This is a genomic window from Chryseobacterium cupriresistens, assembly GCF_046614675.1.
Classification (GTDB): domain Bacteria; phylum Bacteroidota; class Bacteroidia; order Flavobacteriales; family Weeksellaceae; genus Chryseobacterium; species Chryseobacterium cupriresistens.
Genome location: NZ_JBKKJT010000001.1, coordinates 338235 through 353444 on the forward strand (window position 1 = coordinate 338235; position 15210 = coordinate 353444).

The window sequence follows — 15210 nt, forward strand, 5'->3', positions numbered from 1 at the left end:
ATTCTGTCTTTCAGGTTGATTTTTAATATGCTGTTTCATTTTCTTCCCTTGTCCCTGTTAACACAATTAAATAATAATACAACAATGTTGCTGTTGCATTAAGAATAGTATATTTTATCTTATTTTCTGATATCCTGAATGATTTTAAAGAAGATCTTTTTCATTTACAATTTTTTCCGGCCAGGCAAAGCCTGCTCCTCCGTGCAGATATCTTTCCGTTTCGAGGTAAAAAGTATTCACTCCCTGTAGTCCCACTCCTGCATAATAAACGAATTGGTCTACGTGTTCCTGATATTCTCCAAACTCACGGTATTCGCTGTGTAAAGTCATGAAACCTGCCATTTCTTCGTTGTGAATACGAAAAGTTTCTGAACAGGCTTCTGCCAATGAAAGATTGTATTGTTGCTGTAAAACAAAAACTAGATTAAAAACCTCAGTTCCTTTCGCCATTTCTTTAGGCAGAGAATGAATATCGTTCTGCCATGCCACAGTTAAGGTCATATGAGATATCATTTTCTGAAAAACAATGTGTTCAAATATATGTTCAGGTAAAACGAGACCTGACTCTATCTCACCAAAAATCAGATACGGCCGCATAAGAACTGAATATTCGCGGATGGTTTTGAAAAGATGGAGTGATGGTGGCCGTTCAGCCTTCTTGTAAGGATATTCGAGCTCAATTCCATACCGGAACGATTGATAAAAATAATGTATGAAACGTTCTACCCATATCGCAGGCATTAATGCACGGAATTCGTCCCTTATTAATGCTATGTGTTGATAAAGTGCATTTTCTTCGGGTTTTGGCTGCTCTCCTCTGAGAATTGCTGTACATCGATTTCTCATTTGTTCCATTTCCTTGGGAGATGAGTGTTCTACCTGATCGTCGAGCGCAACATATTGCAGCATGAATCTATTGCAAGGGATACTTTGCTCATAAGTGAGGTCTGGCCACATACGCGCAGTACACATATGTAACCTCATTTTCTTGTATTTTTCACGTTGTTTTTCTGTCAGGAAAGTATAGTCGTTATCAATCCATCCTTCCATATCTTTTCCCATTTGTTCAGCATGCGGGCTGATAAGGTCCGGCCATGGATAATAGCCGCGTGGTAGGTAATCTTTTGAATGATATTCTTCGGGTTTCATTTTATTAAAGTTTAAGGTTGTTCTGGATTTACTTTTTTACAGCTTGTTTATATCTGATTTAATTTGTTTTTCATCTCTTCTGCATCCGGAAATTCCATGGCATTATAACGGGCTAATTTGGTAGAAATATTTTTCCAGCCGCTTAATACCATACTCATATAATGCACCCAGTTGACTACGGCATCCTGCCATTCTCCAAAATCCGGAAGAGAAGCCTGTAAGGTGATAAACTCTTTCAGGTCTTCATTATGGAGACGCAGATCCTCCAGACAGGCTTCTTTCAAAGACATTTGGCGTTCGTGCTGTATCACTTTCACAATATTGTAATAAATACTCTCTGTGGCTTCATCTTTCATTACAGACTGTACTTCATTGAAAAACGTTACCAGATGGCACGCTAATGCCTGTAGACGACGAATAACCGGATGGGCATGAATTTCAGGAGGCAGAATGACTCCGGTTTCAACTTCTGTAAGCTGCAGAAAAGGATACAGGCATATAGAATCTTCTCTCAGGGCAATACACTCGGTGATTGTTGGGAATGTTTTATTTTTTTTATACTGCACCTCTGTTTTTAATCCATTAAAGTACCTGCTGATCATTTGTGTGAACCGGGAAATTGATTCCTGTGGAATGAACTGCTGCAGTTCCTGCCTTAATGAGCCCAGCATTGAACCTAAGGGAATTGGAGACTGTGCCGCACTGAGTTCACCATTCAGAATTGCAATTGATTGCAAATGCACATAATCGATGTCATCAGGTTCACTTTCCTCATATAGATCATCATTGTACAAAGTCCAGAGCATAAGCCTGCAAATAGGTTTAAATCGTTCGGCTGATGCGGTAGGAAACCACTGCGCTGCAATGTGGGCCGTTTTTGTTTTTTTGTATTTCCTGCGGACATCAGGATTTTTTTCATAGAGCCAGAGATATTCTCCGTCGATCCATTGATGCTCTGTTATTTCCTGCAATTGATCTGCATAAGGATTTTTTAAAGTGGGAAACGGGTATCTGAACTTTCTGTGAAGCAGTTCAAGCGTGTTAAAATTTTCATTACTCATGATTATATGTTTTTAATGGTTTATTTTTTAGTTTATCATTTTTTAACTCAATAGAGGATATCATAAAAAATGATAAGCTTTGCCCAAAAAATGATATACAGTAAAACCAGCTGTATATCAAAAAGATACAATCATAAATAATGAAATGAAGTTACAAATTAATTATAATTAAACTGTAATTTTATTTAAAAAATTACTGAGAGATCATTTAATTAGTGTGGGAATCAATTCCATTAGAGGTAAATAAACTGGTAACAGATCCTCTTGTTGGAAAGTAGCCAATTTCAGATGATAGTGGATTTTAACCCGGAAGTTTATATTTTTGTAATGCTATGCACAATCAGCTGAACCAACTTATTTCAAAAAATGTAAAACTCTCAGATTCAGAAAGAGAGCTTTGTAATCGGTATTTCGAACCTGTATTGTATCCAAAAAACAGAATAATTGAGGAAGAAGAAAAAATACCAAAGTACCTGTATTTTGTGGTTTCAGGTTTTGTGCGGCTGTTTCATTACAATGATAAAGGAGATGAGATAACCACACATATCAACTGTCCTCCTGGCTTCATTACATCATATACCAACTTTGTCAATCAGAATAAATCTGAAGAAAATCTCGAGTGTATTACCGAATGTGAGCTTTTACGCATCACAAAAGCTGATCTCGACCTGCTTATCCACCAGAGTCCTGCATTTAAGGATTTCAGTTTTTTGGTATTTCAGCAATCCTTGTCCTACAATGAAAAACGGGCAAGGGATCTTGCAACATTGACTGCTGAAAAGCGTTATTTAAAGTTGATAACAGAAAATCCTGAAATTCTGCACAATGTCCCGATGCAGTATATCGCTTCTTTTTTAGGGATGAATCCTAAAAGTTTGAGCCGTATCCGCAAGCAAATTATTAGGTAACATTTGTGAATTGATTTTGAATGGGCATGAGTGAAATTTGCATTATCATTTAAAATCAAAAGATATGACACGCAAAAACTTAGTATTGGTATCAGGTGCGAACGGCCATCTGGGCAATAATCTGGTAAGATTACTTATAAAAGAAGGATTTCATGTTAGGGCCTCCGTTCGCAGCATCCAAAATAAAGAATGTTTCAAGGATCTGAACTGCGAAGTAGTTCAGGCTGACATTACGGACAAAGTTTCCTTTGTTAAGGCTCTTCAAGGGGTTCATACATTTTATGCTGTAGGTGCATCATTTAAATTGTGGGCTAAAGATCCAAAAAAGGAAATCTACGATGTCAATATGAACGGAACCCGAAATACGATTGAAGCTGCTGCTGAAGCGGGCGTGAAAAGAATCGTTTATGTAAGTTCCATTGCAGCTTTGGATTACACCCATCTTCCTGCTAAAGAAAGTAATGGGTATAATCCTGACCGTCGCGATATGTATTATAATTCGAAAAACGATGGTGAGAAACTGGCTTTTCAACTCGCTGAAGAATTAGGAATAGAACTGGTGTCCGTAATGCCGGGAGCAATGATAGGTGGCGAAGCATTTCTTCCTTTGAATGTGTCCTATGGTGTACTGAAGTTAATTTTAAATAAACAAATACCAATGGATACCCAAATAACCCTTAATTGGGTAGATGTAAAAGATGTTGCCGAAGGATGTTACCTTGCTGCTCGGAAAGGACGCTCAGGAGAACGATATATCTTAGCTAATGAAAAATGTATGACTATTACCAACACTACCAGATTAGCTCAAAAGCTTTATCCTGAACTGAAAATCAAAGTGCCGGGTTCTGTTCCTAAATTTGTCCTCTATACCATTGCCGGATTAATGGAACTTTCAGCCAAAATTAGTGGGAAACCTCCTGTATTAACTACAAAGGATATTGCAATGTTTTCAGGACTACAACAGAATTTTGATATTTCCAAAGCCAGAAATGAATTGGGTTTTAATCCGAAAAATCCCGAACAGGCCGTAAGAGAAGCTTTGTCGTATCTGATGGAGCATAAAAATTTGCTGTGATCACCAGTTCCGATGACAGAAATTCAATCTATTTAAAAAAATGTTGGGAAAAGAGTAACTTGTATTGTTAACTTAGATGGAGGAGGTATTTTTTAAATACTTTTCCATCTTTTATTTTTAATGTATTGTTAATGTGAATGTATTTTCTTCAAATTCAAGTTTTTTGGCCAAAATCGACCGTTTTGTAATGGTGAAAGTTCAATGCAATCCGGCTGCATGAAAAATGGTTAATCCTTAGTTTATTTTATATGATCAGCATCATAAGATAAATACTATTATTCTTCTACATTTGTAATAATAAGATAAAAGAAAATAAGAAATAAGAACAGCAAACCTAAACTAAAATTATCATCAGTTGTTAGGAACTTATTTTCATCAAATGGCAGAAAAGGAGCATATTATTACCTTTTGAAAGATGTATTCAACGACCGAAATAATAGATTATTGTTACCATTAAAAAACGATTATCACGGTTCTATGGCTAATAATATTGTTGTATTGCCAGTTAATGCATAACTGCATTATTCCCCTATGATTATGTCGAATATTCCCCACAGCGTTACAAAGGGAGATACTGTATTCCCAATATAACTATACTGTAACGCTTACATGCGAATACCAATATTTTCTATACCTCAAACTTTACCTTATTGCTACCAGCCCTAATTCATATGGGTCGGGGAAAATAAATTAGATAGCTATTCGGAGTTGAAAATTACGAAATAATGTTCAGCAACTATGATTTTTATTCCTTCAGAGATAAAAAATCAATCTGAGTTGTTTAAAACTTGCACTTAAAAGACTGCCTGTTTTATTGAGATATTCATTCGTAACTATAACCAAAAAATTGAATAATATGATTATCGATGAAAATCTTTTGCTCGAAAACGGAGCAGTTTACGAAAATTATCCCGCAAAGGAAACTATTTATGAAATGGGAGGTATTCCCCATTATTATTTCCAGATTGTTACGGGAACAGTAGAATTAAATAATTATCATGAAGATGGTAAGGAATTTACCCTGAACATTATTTTTGAAGGTCAAAGCTTCGGAGAGTCTCTGCTTTTTGGAGATAAGAATTACCCGATGAATGCCGTTGCCCGAACCGATTGCAAAATTATCAGATTACCAAAATCCAACTTTTTGAATATATTGAGTGAAAATATGGAGTTGGTTTTTACCATGTTTCGTTATCTTTCCGACCGGCTTTTTTATAAATATGTAATACTGTTTAGTAATTCAGCCACAGACCCGGTACCAAAAATAAAATCTTTACTGGATTATTACAAGGAAAATTCATTAAAGCAAAAATCTTATCCTTATCAGGTCCCGCTTACCAGACAGCAGATTGCCAATTTAACGGGTTTACGTGTTGAAACCGTAATACGGACCATTAAAAAGATGGCTGCGGATAAACTTCTTAAACTTGATGGACGACGGATTTTGTACTGATCATTTAGAACAGTATTCTCAGCAGTTATACTACAGATGTCCTATATAACAACTACTGGTTGTTAAATACAACTATAAATAGCGGTAAAACAACTCAAAGTATTCATTAATATAAGATATCCGGGTGGTGCACTGATTATCTTTGTATCGTTAAATGAAATAAAAAACTTATCAATTATGGATACGAAGATATTAGGCAATAAAATAGCGATGGCCCGAAAAGAAAAAAATATGTCTCAGGCCCAGCTTGCCCAGCTCATCTATATTAGTCCGCAAGCCGTTGGAAAATGGGAAAGGGGAGAATCTGTTCCGGATATCCTAACCATCAACCAGCTTGCTGATATTTTAGATGTTGATCTCAACTATTTTTCAGAAAATTACCCATCTCAAAATGAAAGAGCAGGTCTTAAGAGTATTGGCCCAATAGAAAACTCAGCACCGTTTGATCAGGCTGATATACCAGAGCAGCTTAACACATTCAAAGGCAGCAATCTTTCACAAACAGACTTTGCAGGCGTTACTGCACATCATACCAAATTTGTAGCCAATTCACTGTCTGGATCGGATTTTTCCGGGGCTGATCTTACCGGAAGCCTATTCAAAACCAGCGATGTGCGTGATTCCAATTTTGAAGAAACGAACCTGACAGACTGCAGCTTCTCCACACTTGATCTGGCAGGGTCAGATTTTAATAAGGCTATTCTTATCCGGACAGAATTCAATAGAATTGGTCTGGGGAAAGTTAAATTTACTGATTTAACAATGAAAGATGTAAAACTGAGAATGATTGATCTTAAAGACACAGTGTTCCAGAAATGTACTTTTGATGGTGTACATTTTAAATATTGTGATATACGGGAAATGTCTCTGGAGGATCTTACTTTCATTGGGGTAAGATTTGACAGGGTTTCATTGGAAGGCGTTACTTTTAAGGATTCAATATTAAATAATGTATCTTTCATTCCTTCTTTTTCTCTCACCAATAAGTATTATCGTGCTATTAAAACGATCCACTTTGACAATGTAAAGATGGATAAACTAACATTTGCTTCCCTCAAAGGCCTGGGAGCTGATTTGTCTGAAGTCACCATTATTTAAATAATCCATTGCCATATTCAACAGAAAACAGGACATCTCATATTGATGATGTCCTGTTTTCTGTTTTATTTTTGAAAGTTTCTGTGAGAAAACTATAATTTTATTTAAAAATTTTTTCACAGAGCATTGGTAGAAATATTCATTTAAATTCTGGAAATGTAATTTTTAAACTACAGAAACAAGATATAATATTACAAGACCGGCAATTTGTTTTTACATGGAGCAAATAAATTTTTCAGCTCTCGTGTATTAAATTTGTACCATCATTAAAATAAAGTAGTTCAATCCTTAAAAAATAAAAGAATTATTTAAGTCAGTAATGATGAAATACAAATGAAAGAACAATAAAAATATATTTAAACTCTCTAAAGTACTCCCCAAAAGCTATATGTAGAACAATACATTTATCTCAGGTTGTAAAGGCTCTATAAAATTTTTATTCTTTTTGTTTATCCTTAAGCAAAAAGCCGTTTTTTTCTATTCCAATTTTAAGTAAAGTGATATTTTTTTTATTTGTGCTATGAATGCACAAGTTGATATAAGATCATATTTACTTGCTGGCCTCATATCTATTCACTTCAAAAAAAGTTTAAACACTAATATAAAAGCAATGAGAAAAAATTTAACAACTTTATTAACGGTAGCCTTGTTAACAGCTTCTTCTGATATTTTTGCACAGACCACAGGTGTAGGGGTGAATACTACAACACCTAATTCCACATTGGATGTTAATGGAAAACTAGGGGTTGCTGATATTGACGGACTTCAGGCGCCGAGGCTTACCCGAGCACAGCTTTCTGCCAAAGGGGATTCTCTTTATGGAGCTGATCAAAAAGGAGCATTGATATATATAACAGATATCTCAACAGGTAATAATACCGGACCTAGAACGAATATCGACAGTATCGGGTATTATTATTTTGATGGTACAGTATGGCAAAAACTGATCTATAATAATATTTATAATGCAGATGGTACACTTACCAATACCAGAACGGTTTCCCAGAATGGAAAAGATCTGAAATTTGAGAATCAACAGACTACAACCATTAATAACAGTTCCGGTCTTGGGATTATACAGGATTCAGGAACGGGAACAAGATCTTCAATGGGTTTTTCCAATGGTGGCAATTACTCATTATTTATTTATTGTGATACTGACTCGGCAGCACAGATTTCTGCTACAGGCAACAGTACGGTACTTTCTATTGGGACCGGTTATACAAATACTCCCTCAGGTATTGATTTTGTGACAGCTCCGGTGGCGGGAGATCGAGGAACAGTACAGTCAACCATAGAACCGGATGGGAATTTTTTTATTCATCAGAAATTGGGCATAGGATATAATAGCGGTATCACATTCGGATCGGAAAGATTAAAAGTAAATGGAAGCATTGCTACAACAACAGCTACTTATCCGGATTATGTATTTGATCAGTATTTTAACGGGATTTCAAATATGAATTCAAATTATAAATTTTCAACTATTTATGATACAGAAAAGTTTATTCAGGATAATAAGCATTTGCCCGGGGTAACTTCTATTAAAGAGTTAGAGAAAACGAAAGATGGATATTCTTTTGATATTACCCGATTATCAACCCAAACTCTGGAAAAAGTAGAAGAACTGTATTTACATGTCATAGAACAGCAAAAACAAATTGACTCTCAAAGAGAACAAATTAATGAGCTACTTACCTTGACTCAAAAATTACAGAAGAAAATTAAATCAAAAAAGCATTACTAAAATTGTAATAATAACTTTACGATTCTGATAGATTATAGAGTATAAAAAAGCGGAATATTTATTCCGTTTTTTTATACTCTCAATACGTACTTCAGCCCATCTTTTTGATAATGGGGACGTTTATTTATGTTTGTGGATCTGGTTTCTATCGCCCAGCCTTACAAGATCCACAGCATTTTTAATATTGAGCTTTTTATAAATTCTTGCTTTATAAGTACTCACAGTGGAAAGGTGAAGGTTGAGTTCATTCGATATTTCAATATTCCCATAACCTTTCACCAGGAGATCAAATATTTCCTTTTCTCTTTCAGATAATGTTTCAAGTGGATTGATGGGAGTATCTTTTTTAGCAGATGAAACAAGCTTTTTTACAATATCCGGTGAGTAATAAGTTCCGGTTTCAAAGATTTGGTGAACTGCTTCCAGGATGTTATTTTCATCTGATAATTTATTAATGTATCCATCAGCTCCTTCAATGATGTATCGTACGGCAACATCATTGTCATACACCGAAAAAACAAGGATTTTAAGATTGGGCTGTATTGTTTTTATTTCACCAATCATACTCAAATATTTGCTTTCCGGCATATTGATATCTAAAATCAGCAGGTCAAACGACTCAGCATATAATTTTTCTGTGAGCTCGATATAGGATTTTGCACAGGAAATTTTTACATCTTTGTAGTGGGATTCCAAAATCAGGGTAGTACCTAATCTTACTACTAAGTGATCATCTGCAATAATAATTTTTCTATTCATCTTTTTGTTTTTTATTTTAATTGATATTGTCGTTTATAACGATCATATTCATCAGCCTCGTGAAGCTTTTGAGCTGTAATGGATACTATATTTTCAGTGTAAGCAATAAAATTATAAATGGAATCTTTTTCAATATTTCCAAAAAATACAGAAGCACTATTGTCTTTAAGATTAAGATAATTATACGTTATAGAATTGTATCCATCACAGCGTACTAAACCGTTTTCTGTACTCAGCCATATAAATCCATATTTACCTTTAATAATATCTTTTACCCTATTCTGTGGAAGTCCATTATCTGTGTCATACCATACAGAAACTGTTTGCTGGCTATAGCAAAGCAGTATCCAGAATAATAGCAGCAATATAACTGCTTTATGATATATTAAGGATAGTTGATACATTTGTGTTTATTCGATTCAGTTATTATAAATGTAGTGAAAATAAATCATTGTTAAAAGAATTAAATGTCGTTTATAAACTACATAAGACTAGATTAAAAATTACAATATTAGTAATCTATTTTTACAGTAATTATTTTATGCTTCGTATAGATTATCAGACATTTGTGTCAATAATTTTAATGCTTACTAATAATTAAAAGTTAAATCAATTCTCAAATTTTTTAAATGAAATTTCTATTAATATTTCACATTTATGAGATATTTTAACGCTTATTTTTAAATGAATAGCATGTTTTACTTGATTAAATTATGAATGATGTCGCTTTACCTTAAAGAATAAAAATAGGCAATAAGTGAATGAATGTAAATAGAAAGCTAAGTCTGATTAAAATTATAAAAATTACATTTTTGATAGCAATGCTTTTTTGGGAGTTCAACCGGTACTTTTTTACAAGCTGGCAGAATGAATGGAATAGCAATATTCTGCATCTGAAATCAGAAATATATACAGAGAAAATAAATAAGAATAGACAATTTTAATCATTGAAGGGTAATGAAAATAGATAATAAGAAAAGAGTAGACCGTTATATGCTTGTTCAGTTAATTATATTGTCGCTGCTTTTTTTGAACATTGGTATTCTCATGTATTTGAAATACATTTTTGCTATAGAATTTTTTTCCTTAACAGCTTTATTGGTGCTTGTATATGGACTGTTAAAAAACCGGTTTATATTCGAATATGAGCATTCCGGAAAGATAATTTCCATCAAAAGCTATCAATGGCCTTCAAACAGAGGAAAAAGTTTGGTTTTAGAAACGGCGCAAAAGAAAATTGTAAGAATAGAAATAAAGGAACAGACTTTTAGAAAATATTTAATCCTTCTTTTTTTGAATTCTTCAGGAAGAATATTAAGAAAAAATATTGATATTACGTTTTGTAGTGAGAATGAAATCAATCAGCTTTTAAAAGATATATCCAACAATTTAATGAAGAATAGATCAGGAACTTACTTTTTATAAAATGTTGGTTTTTGAGTACAGATTCAGCAGAAAATGAGATTACGGAAATGTATTCTGAGAAATCATTAGATGTGAGTTTACTCCTAGAATGTTCAAAATGATTGAAATATGATTTTTTCGTTTCTATTCCTATCATTTAATATGATATGCTCCGCATTACCAGTTAAAATAAAAATGGAGTACAATTTAAACTGACCCGGTTCAGGAAAGTTTATATACCAAAGAAACCATAGACTATATACTGGAACTTTTAGAAGATAAACAGAAAACTTCGTAGAAATCACGAATCACTACGGAATTCCCAAGTCAACATTGAATAAATGGATAAGCAAATACAGACAATAAATACAGGCCCTGATTATAAAAAGATTTACCATGATTTCATAAAGTCCAAATGCCCTGATAAATGGGAAAATGTAAAGCGATATCTGTCAAAAGAATCCATGTCTTTATCAGATGTTTTGAAAGTTAATAACATTATTTTTGTTGACAGGATATCCGAAAACCAAAAATTCAAATCCTATAATAAAGAGACTATTTTTGAAATGCTAACTTATCAAAAAAAACATAAACTAAATAATAGTCAGCTAGCCAGGCATTTTAGATTAAGCCGAAATACTGTCACAAGATGGAAACGTATGTTCATAATATAATCTGCCAGATTGATCACCTAAGGTAATTAGAGCATATAGCTTCGTTTTTTTTCTGAGTTTTTTTAAGAGTATATCTGCGGAGATACTCTTTTTTATTAATTTTCCACAGCATGAAAAAGTTAATAGCTTTTTGATATTAATGATAGAATATTGTAGGGTAATTACTGCATTCTTAAAAACCGGAAACAGAAAAACTTAGAGTGAAAATTTCACTCTAAGTTTTTGCATTTGAATATAAACTTAAAAAACTGTTTTAGTTTTCTTAAAACAGAAGGTATAACCTTGTATTGATGTGTAAGCTTTACGCCAATTTATTTCTTCGCCTGCAGGGACAGGTTATCCAGATAAACAGCCTGATGCACTCCATTCAGCAGAACTTTCAATCCTAAATGTGAATCTTTCTTCAAAGAAACCGTAAATGCTTTTTTCTCTCCTGTTATTTTGGAAGGTTTGGTAATTGCCGTATAGGTTTTTACATCAGAAGGATTATCTACTGAGAAAAGTTCTAATGTTGTTTCTCCTCCGTTATCGGAAAGGCCAAGAGACAGCGTATAGGTTCCGGCTTTAATTTCGGGAGTTATCAGATACATATTTTCTCCCGGATTGCTCATGGAGTAGAATATAATTCTTTTGTCACTTGCATAAAGCATTGCTTTCCCGGATTGAGCAGTCCAGCATTTATGAATATCTTTCCAGGTATCAAAACTTTCTGCAAGAGAGGCCACCGGCTTACACTGTGCTTTAGCTGTTAGAAAGCCTCCTGTCATAACTATTCCCGTAAGTACAAATTTTTTCATGTATTATTTTTATTTATAATGAGTAAAAATAACAAAAAAATGGCTGTACTGGATGCCATTGTTTTATGATTTAAATTAGTTTTAAGATTATTTAGAAAATTGAAAAGAGAATCTTAACTTATACTGAGGTAAAATATTAAAAAGAAATGAAAAAAATACTATTTTTAATGGTCTCAGTAACAGGCATGATACTGACAAAAGCACAAACCATCGAATCCGGCAGCCGAAGCACCTTAGGATATATTAAAAGTGATGGAACGATTGAGAACAGCAGTCATTCCACCGTAGGTTATATCAGGAGTGACGGTACTATTGAAGACCGAAGCCGTTCTACAATTGGCTATATCAGAAACGACGGAACCATTGAAAATAAAAACCGTTCCACAGTAGGTTATGTAAAGGAAGACGGAACAGTAGAAAATAGCAGCCGCTCTACTTTGGGATATATTAAAGAGGATGGAACCGTTGAAAATGCCAGCCGCAGTACAATAGGCTACGCTTATGGTATAAAAAAAGAATGGGTTGCAGTGGTTTATTTCTTTTTTAAACTGTAGAAAAAACGTGAGCTAAGGGCATGCTTTTACTATTTTATCATAAAAATTGTTTCTTTATCTATGATCAGCCCTTATTGGCTTGCAAATTGATACAACAAACTTTATTGAATTTTTGATGACTAATGGCTAGAACGACTGTAACTCTGATTTTCCTTTTAAGTGGTTTTTTCTTTTTAAATGCACAGGAAAAGAAAGATTCGCTGTATTACAAAATAGAAGAATTTTCAGATAAGAGAAAAGTTACCAAATTCATTCACCGCTTTATATTTCGTAGAGAGCCGGATTCCACTTCCGTGAAGTCCAATACTGAAAAGCTTTTACAAAATACTTATAACAAAAAAATTATCAGAAATGTGAGGATAGAAACCATTGACCCTTTTGGATATGGCTCTAATGACAGTAAGGAAATAGGTAAATGGTATGATTGGATAAAGGATCACCTTCATTCCAGTACCAGAAGATCAACAATCAATAATTTTTTGCTTTTTGAAGAAGGAGAAGAATATAACGCCCAAAAGCTCTATGAATCAGAGCGTTTGCTTAGAACAATGCCTTTTATCAACAGAGTTAATATCAGTGTTTCCGACAGCACTTCGAGTAAAGATTCTATAGATGTTGTCGTAAAGGTATTGGATTCCTGGAGTCTGAAGCCGAGAATCAGTTATTCCGGAAGCAAAATTGGTTTGGGGGTTACGGAAGAAAATGTATTGGGACTGGGACATACACTGGACTTTCTTTACAGAAATGATTCCAAAGAAAAGCAGGACTATCTTTTAGGCAGCTATACTACCCATAATCTTTTTGGTACCTATATCAATGCCCAGATTCTTGGAGAACGGGACTTTTCGAAAAATGAAAGAATTAATTTCAGCCTCAGAAGAGACTTTTTCTCCCCTTTGACGAAATGGGCGGGAGGTTTTACATTTGAATATTTTATGCGGAAAGTTTTACTTCCGATAAATACGGATACCACTTTTCCGGAAGTTCAGATCAAAGTGTACAGTCAGGATTTATGGGGAGGTTATCAGATTCCGGTTTCATCGGATCCCAAAGAGAAGGTTTCCAGTAATATTGCCATCATAGGAAGATTTCAGAACTATAAGTACAAAGACAGCCCGGGAATCGATCAGTATCAATATTTCAGTTCTTACAACAGTTTCCTGATGTCTGTAGGGTTTATTCAGAGAAACTTTTCGGTTCAGAAAAATATTTTCCAGTATGATTTGCCGGAGGATATTGCATATGGTAATTCTGTCAATGTCATTGCCGGAGGCTTATCAAGAAATAAAGAAGTGAATCCGTATGTGGGAATTTCTGCATCTTATGGCCGTTTTACCAGATTGGGGTATTTCACCGTGAAAGCACAGTTTGGAAGATTTTTTAATGAAGACAGCCAGAACAGAGAATCTTTCCGTTTTGACGGAACTTATTTCACCAACCTTATGGACTGGAAATTTGCCAAAGCAAGACATTTCTTCTCTCCAACACTGGCATTGGGAAATCCACAGCATAATTATTCTTATAAGGATAGAATCAACCTTTCTTCTACAGACGAGTTCCCCGTTTATAATTCTGATTATATCGGGACAAAAAAAATAGTGCTGAGGTATCAGCTTCAATTGTTTATTAATAAAACCTGGAAGAATTTTCACTTCAGTCCATATTTAACGACTGCAGTGGGCTGGCTCGGAATGCCTGATGATAAGCTGTTTAAAACTAAGGCCAACACAAAAATCGGGATCGGTGTTTTAATTAATAATCCTTATCTGGTTTTCAACAGGATTCAGATTTCTTTCATGTATTATCCGCGTGTTCCTTTTGATAATAATTCTGTTTTTGACTTTAACAGTAACAGGAATAATCTTTTACCATTGAACAGCTTTGCCACGGATGTTCCTCATTTTGTCAATTTTGGAAATTAATATAACAGACCTTTAGATCCGGATTATCTTTTCAGACAGATTTCAGCAAAAGAAACCTTCCTTGCTTTTGGCAGGGAAGGTTTTAATCAAAATGAGATAAACATCCTGAAAACTACACCACTACATCGATCTTTACATTAATATTTCCGCGGGTTGCTTTTGAATAAGGACATGTTGCATGAGCGGTTTCCACAACTTTTCTGGCTTCATCTATTGCAAGGCCTGGCAAAAGGATTTGTAGGTGAGCCTGCAGGAAAAATCCGTCGTCATTGGTGGCAAGGTCTACAGAGGTATTGACAGATAAGTCCTGAGGAAGAGTAATTCCAGTTTTTGAAGCACCTAAATGCATCGCACCTATAAAACATGCCGACCATCCTGCTGCCAATAGCTGTTCCGGATTGGTTCCGTTTCCTTTTGAACCGGGAGAGGTTAATTCAATATCTAACTTTCCGTCGCTGCTTTTTGCTTCTCCGTTACGGCCTCCGGTTACGATGACATTACCGGAATACAACACTTTACTGATATTGATTACTGTTGTATTTTCTACTTCCTGAATGGTATTTAATTCCATATTTTTATTATTTTAGATTAAACGATTCTGTTGATTGA

At 34.5% G+C, this 15210-nt stretch carries 13 protein-coding genes; 7 read left to right on the forward strand and 6 right to left on the reverse strand.

The features are described 5' to 3' along the window. Window positions 1–144: 144 nt before the first annotated feature. Window positions 145–1149 (reverse strand): terpene synthase family protein, encoded by a 1005-nt coding sequence (locus ACLI50_RS01600; RefSeq protein WP_137906124.1) that lies wholly within the window; start codon window positions 1147–1149, stop codon window positions 145–147. A 47-nt stretch (window positions 1150–1196) separates the two neighbouring features. Further along, window positions 1197–2210, reverse strand: a complete 1014-nt coding sequence (locus ACLI50_RS01605; protein WP_137906123.1) for a terpene synthase family protein — start codon at window positions 2208–2210, stop codon at window positions 1197–1199. A 332-nt stretch (window positions 2211–2542) separates the two neighbouring features. On the opposite strand from ACLI50_RS01605, the gene ACLI50_RS01610 reads away from it, so the two are divergent. The 5 genes from ACLI50_RS01610 (at window position 2543) to ACLI50_RS01630 (ending at window position 8491) form a co-directional block, all read left to right on the forward strand. Next, window positions 2543–3118 (forward strand): Crp/Fnr family transcriptional regulator, encoded by a 576-nt coding sequence (locus ACLI50_RS01610; RefSeq protein ID WP_395973900.1) that lies wholly within the window; start codon window positions 2543–2545, stop codon window positions 3116–3118. Window positions 3119–3182: 64 nt separating this feature from the next. Next, window positions 3183–4193: an NAD-dependent epimerase/dehydratase family protein gene (locus ACLI50_RS01615; RefSeq protein WP_202838713.1), complete on the forward strand. Its 1011-nt coding sequence runs from the start codon at window positions 3183–3185 to the stop codon at window positions 4191–4193. An 856-nt stretch (window positions 4194–5049) separates the two neighbouring features. Next, on the forward strand, window positions 5050–5646 hold the full coding sequence (locus ACLI50_RS01620) for a Crp/Fnr family transcriptional regulator (protein ID WP_202838714.1): 597 nt from the start codon (window positions 5050–5052) through the stop codon (window positions 5644–5646). A 177-nt stretch (window positions 5647–5823) separates the two neighbouring features. Further along, window positions 5824–6744, forward strand: a complete 921-nt coding sequence (locus ACLI50_RS01625; RefSeq protein ID WP_202838715.1) for a pentapeptide repeat-containing protein — start codon at window positions 5824–5826, stop codon at window positions 6742–6744. Window positions 6745–7354: 610 nt separating this feature from the next. Beyond that, complete coding sequence (locus ACLI50_RS01630) at window positions 7355–8491, forward strand: phage tail-like protein (protein ID WP_202838716.1); 1137 nt, start codon at window positions 7355–7357, stop codon at window positions 8489–8491. Window positions 8492–8611: 120 nt separating this feature from the next. Here ACLI50_RS01630 and ACLI50_RS01635 read toward each other — a convergent pair whose 3' ends face one another. The 3 genes from ACLI50_RS01635 to ACLI50_RS01645 all read right to left on the reverse strand — a co-directional run bounded on the left by ACLI50_RS01635 (window position 8612) and on the right by ACLI50_RS01645 (window position 12125). After that, a complete protein-coding gene (locus tag ACLI50_RS01635) occupies window positions 8612–9250 on the reverse strand; it encodes a response regulator (protein WP_137906118.1) in 639 nt (212 codons plus the stop codon). Between the two features lie 11 nt (window positions 9251–9261). Then, window positions 9262–9654: a hypothetical protein gene (locus ACLI50_RS01640; RefSeq protein ID WP_395973894.1), complete on the reverse strand. Its 393-nt coding sequence runs from the start codon at window positions 9652–9654 to the stop codon at window positions 9262–9264. Between the two features lie 1985 nt (window positions 9655–11639). After that, the gene (locus ACLI50_RS01645) at window positions 11640–12125 is read right to left on the reverse strand and encodes a hypothetical protein (protein WP_411413011.1); all 486 of its coding nucleotides are present in this window, start codon (window positions 12123–12125) and stop codon (window positions 11640–11642) included. A 146-nt stretch (window positions 12126–12271) separates the two neighbouring features. Here ACLI50_RS01645 and ACLI50_RS01650 point away from each other — a divergent pair, with 146 nt between their 5' ends. Together ACLI50_RS01650 and ACLI50_RS01655 are read left to right on the forward strand one after the other, a co-directional pair. After that, a complete protein-coding gene (locus tag ACLI50_RS01650; protein ID WP_411413012.1) occupies window positions 12272–12679 on the forward strand; it encodes a 5-fold beta-flower protein in 408 nt (135 codons plus the stop codon). A gap of 122 nt (window positions 12680–12801) precedes the next feature. Then, complete coding sequence (locus ACLI50_RS01655) at window positions 12802–14601, forward strand: hypothetical protein (protein ID WP_411413013.1); 1800 nt, start codon at window positions 12802–12804, stop codon at window positions 14599–14601. A gap of 112 nt (window positions 14602–14713) precedes the next feature. Here the strand turns inward: ACLI50_RS01655 and ACLI50_RS01660 are convergent, their stop codons facing one another. Continuing rightward, window positions 14714–15172, reverse strand: coding sequence for an organic hydroperoxide resistance protein (locus ACLI50_RS01660; RefSeq protein WP_227944362.1), 459 nt, complete (start codon window positions 15170–15172; stop codon window positions 14714–14716). Between the last annotated feature and the right edge of the window lie 38 nt (window positions 15173–15210).

Excerpts from the sequence above, each read along its gene's own strand:
- ACLI50_RS01600 (WP_137906124.1), bottom strand. The coding sequence starts at position 1,149 with ATGAAACCCGAAGAATATCATTCAAAAGATTACCTACCACGCGGCTAT.
- ACLI50_RS01605 (WP_137906123.1), bottom strand. The coding sequence starts at position 2,210 with ATGAGTAATGAAAATTTTAACACGCTTGAACTGCTTCACAGAAAGTTC.
- ACLI50_RS01610 (WP_395973900.1), top strand. The coding sequence starts at position 2,543 with ATGCACAATCAGCTGAACCAACTTATTTCAAAAAATGTAAAACTCTCA.
- ACLI50_RS01615 (WP_202838713.1), top strand. The coding sequence starts at position 3,183 with ATGACACGCAAAAACTTAGTATTGGTATCAGGTGCGAACGGCCATCTG.
- ACLI50_RS01620 (WP_202838714.1), top strand. The coding sequence starts at position 5,050 with ATGATTATCGATGAAAATCTTTTGCTCGAAAACGGAGCAGTTTACGAA.
- ACLI50_RS01625 (WP_202838715.1), top strand. The coding sequence starts at position 5,824 with ATGGATACGAAGATATTAGGCAATAAAATAGCGATGGCCCGAAAAGAA.
- ACLI50_RS01630 (WP_202838716.1), top strand. The coding sequence starts at position 7,355 with ATGAGAAAAAATTTAACAACTTTATTAACGGTAGCCTTGTTAACAGCT.
- ACLI50_RS01635 (WP_137906118.1), bottom strand. The coding sequence starts at position 9,250 with ATGAATAGAAAAATTATTATTGCAGATGATCACTTAGTAGTAAGATTA.
- ACLI50_RS01640 (WP_395973894.1), bottom strand. The coding sequence starts at position 9,654 with ATGTATCAACTATCCTTAATATATCATAAAGCAGTTATATTGCTGCTA.
- ACLI50_RS01645 (WP_411413011.1), bottom strand. The coding sequence starts at position 12,125 with ATGAAAAAATTTGTACTTACGGGAATAGTTATGACAGGAGGCTTTCTA.
- ACLI50_RS01650 (WP_411413012.1), top strand. The coding sequence starts at position 12,272 with ATGAAAAAAATACTATTTTTAATGGTCTCAGTAACAGGCATGATACTG.
- ACLI50_RS01655 (WP_411413013.1), top strand. The coding sequence starts at position 12,802 with ATGGCTAGAACGACTGTAACTCTGATTTTCCTTTTAAGTGGTTTTTTC.
- ACLI50_RS01660 (WP_227944362.1), bottom strand. The coding sequence starts at position 15,172 with ATGGAATTAAATACCATTCAGGAAGTAGAAAATACAACAGTAATCAAT.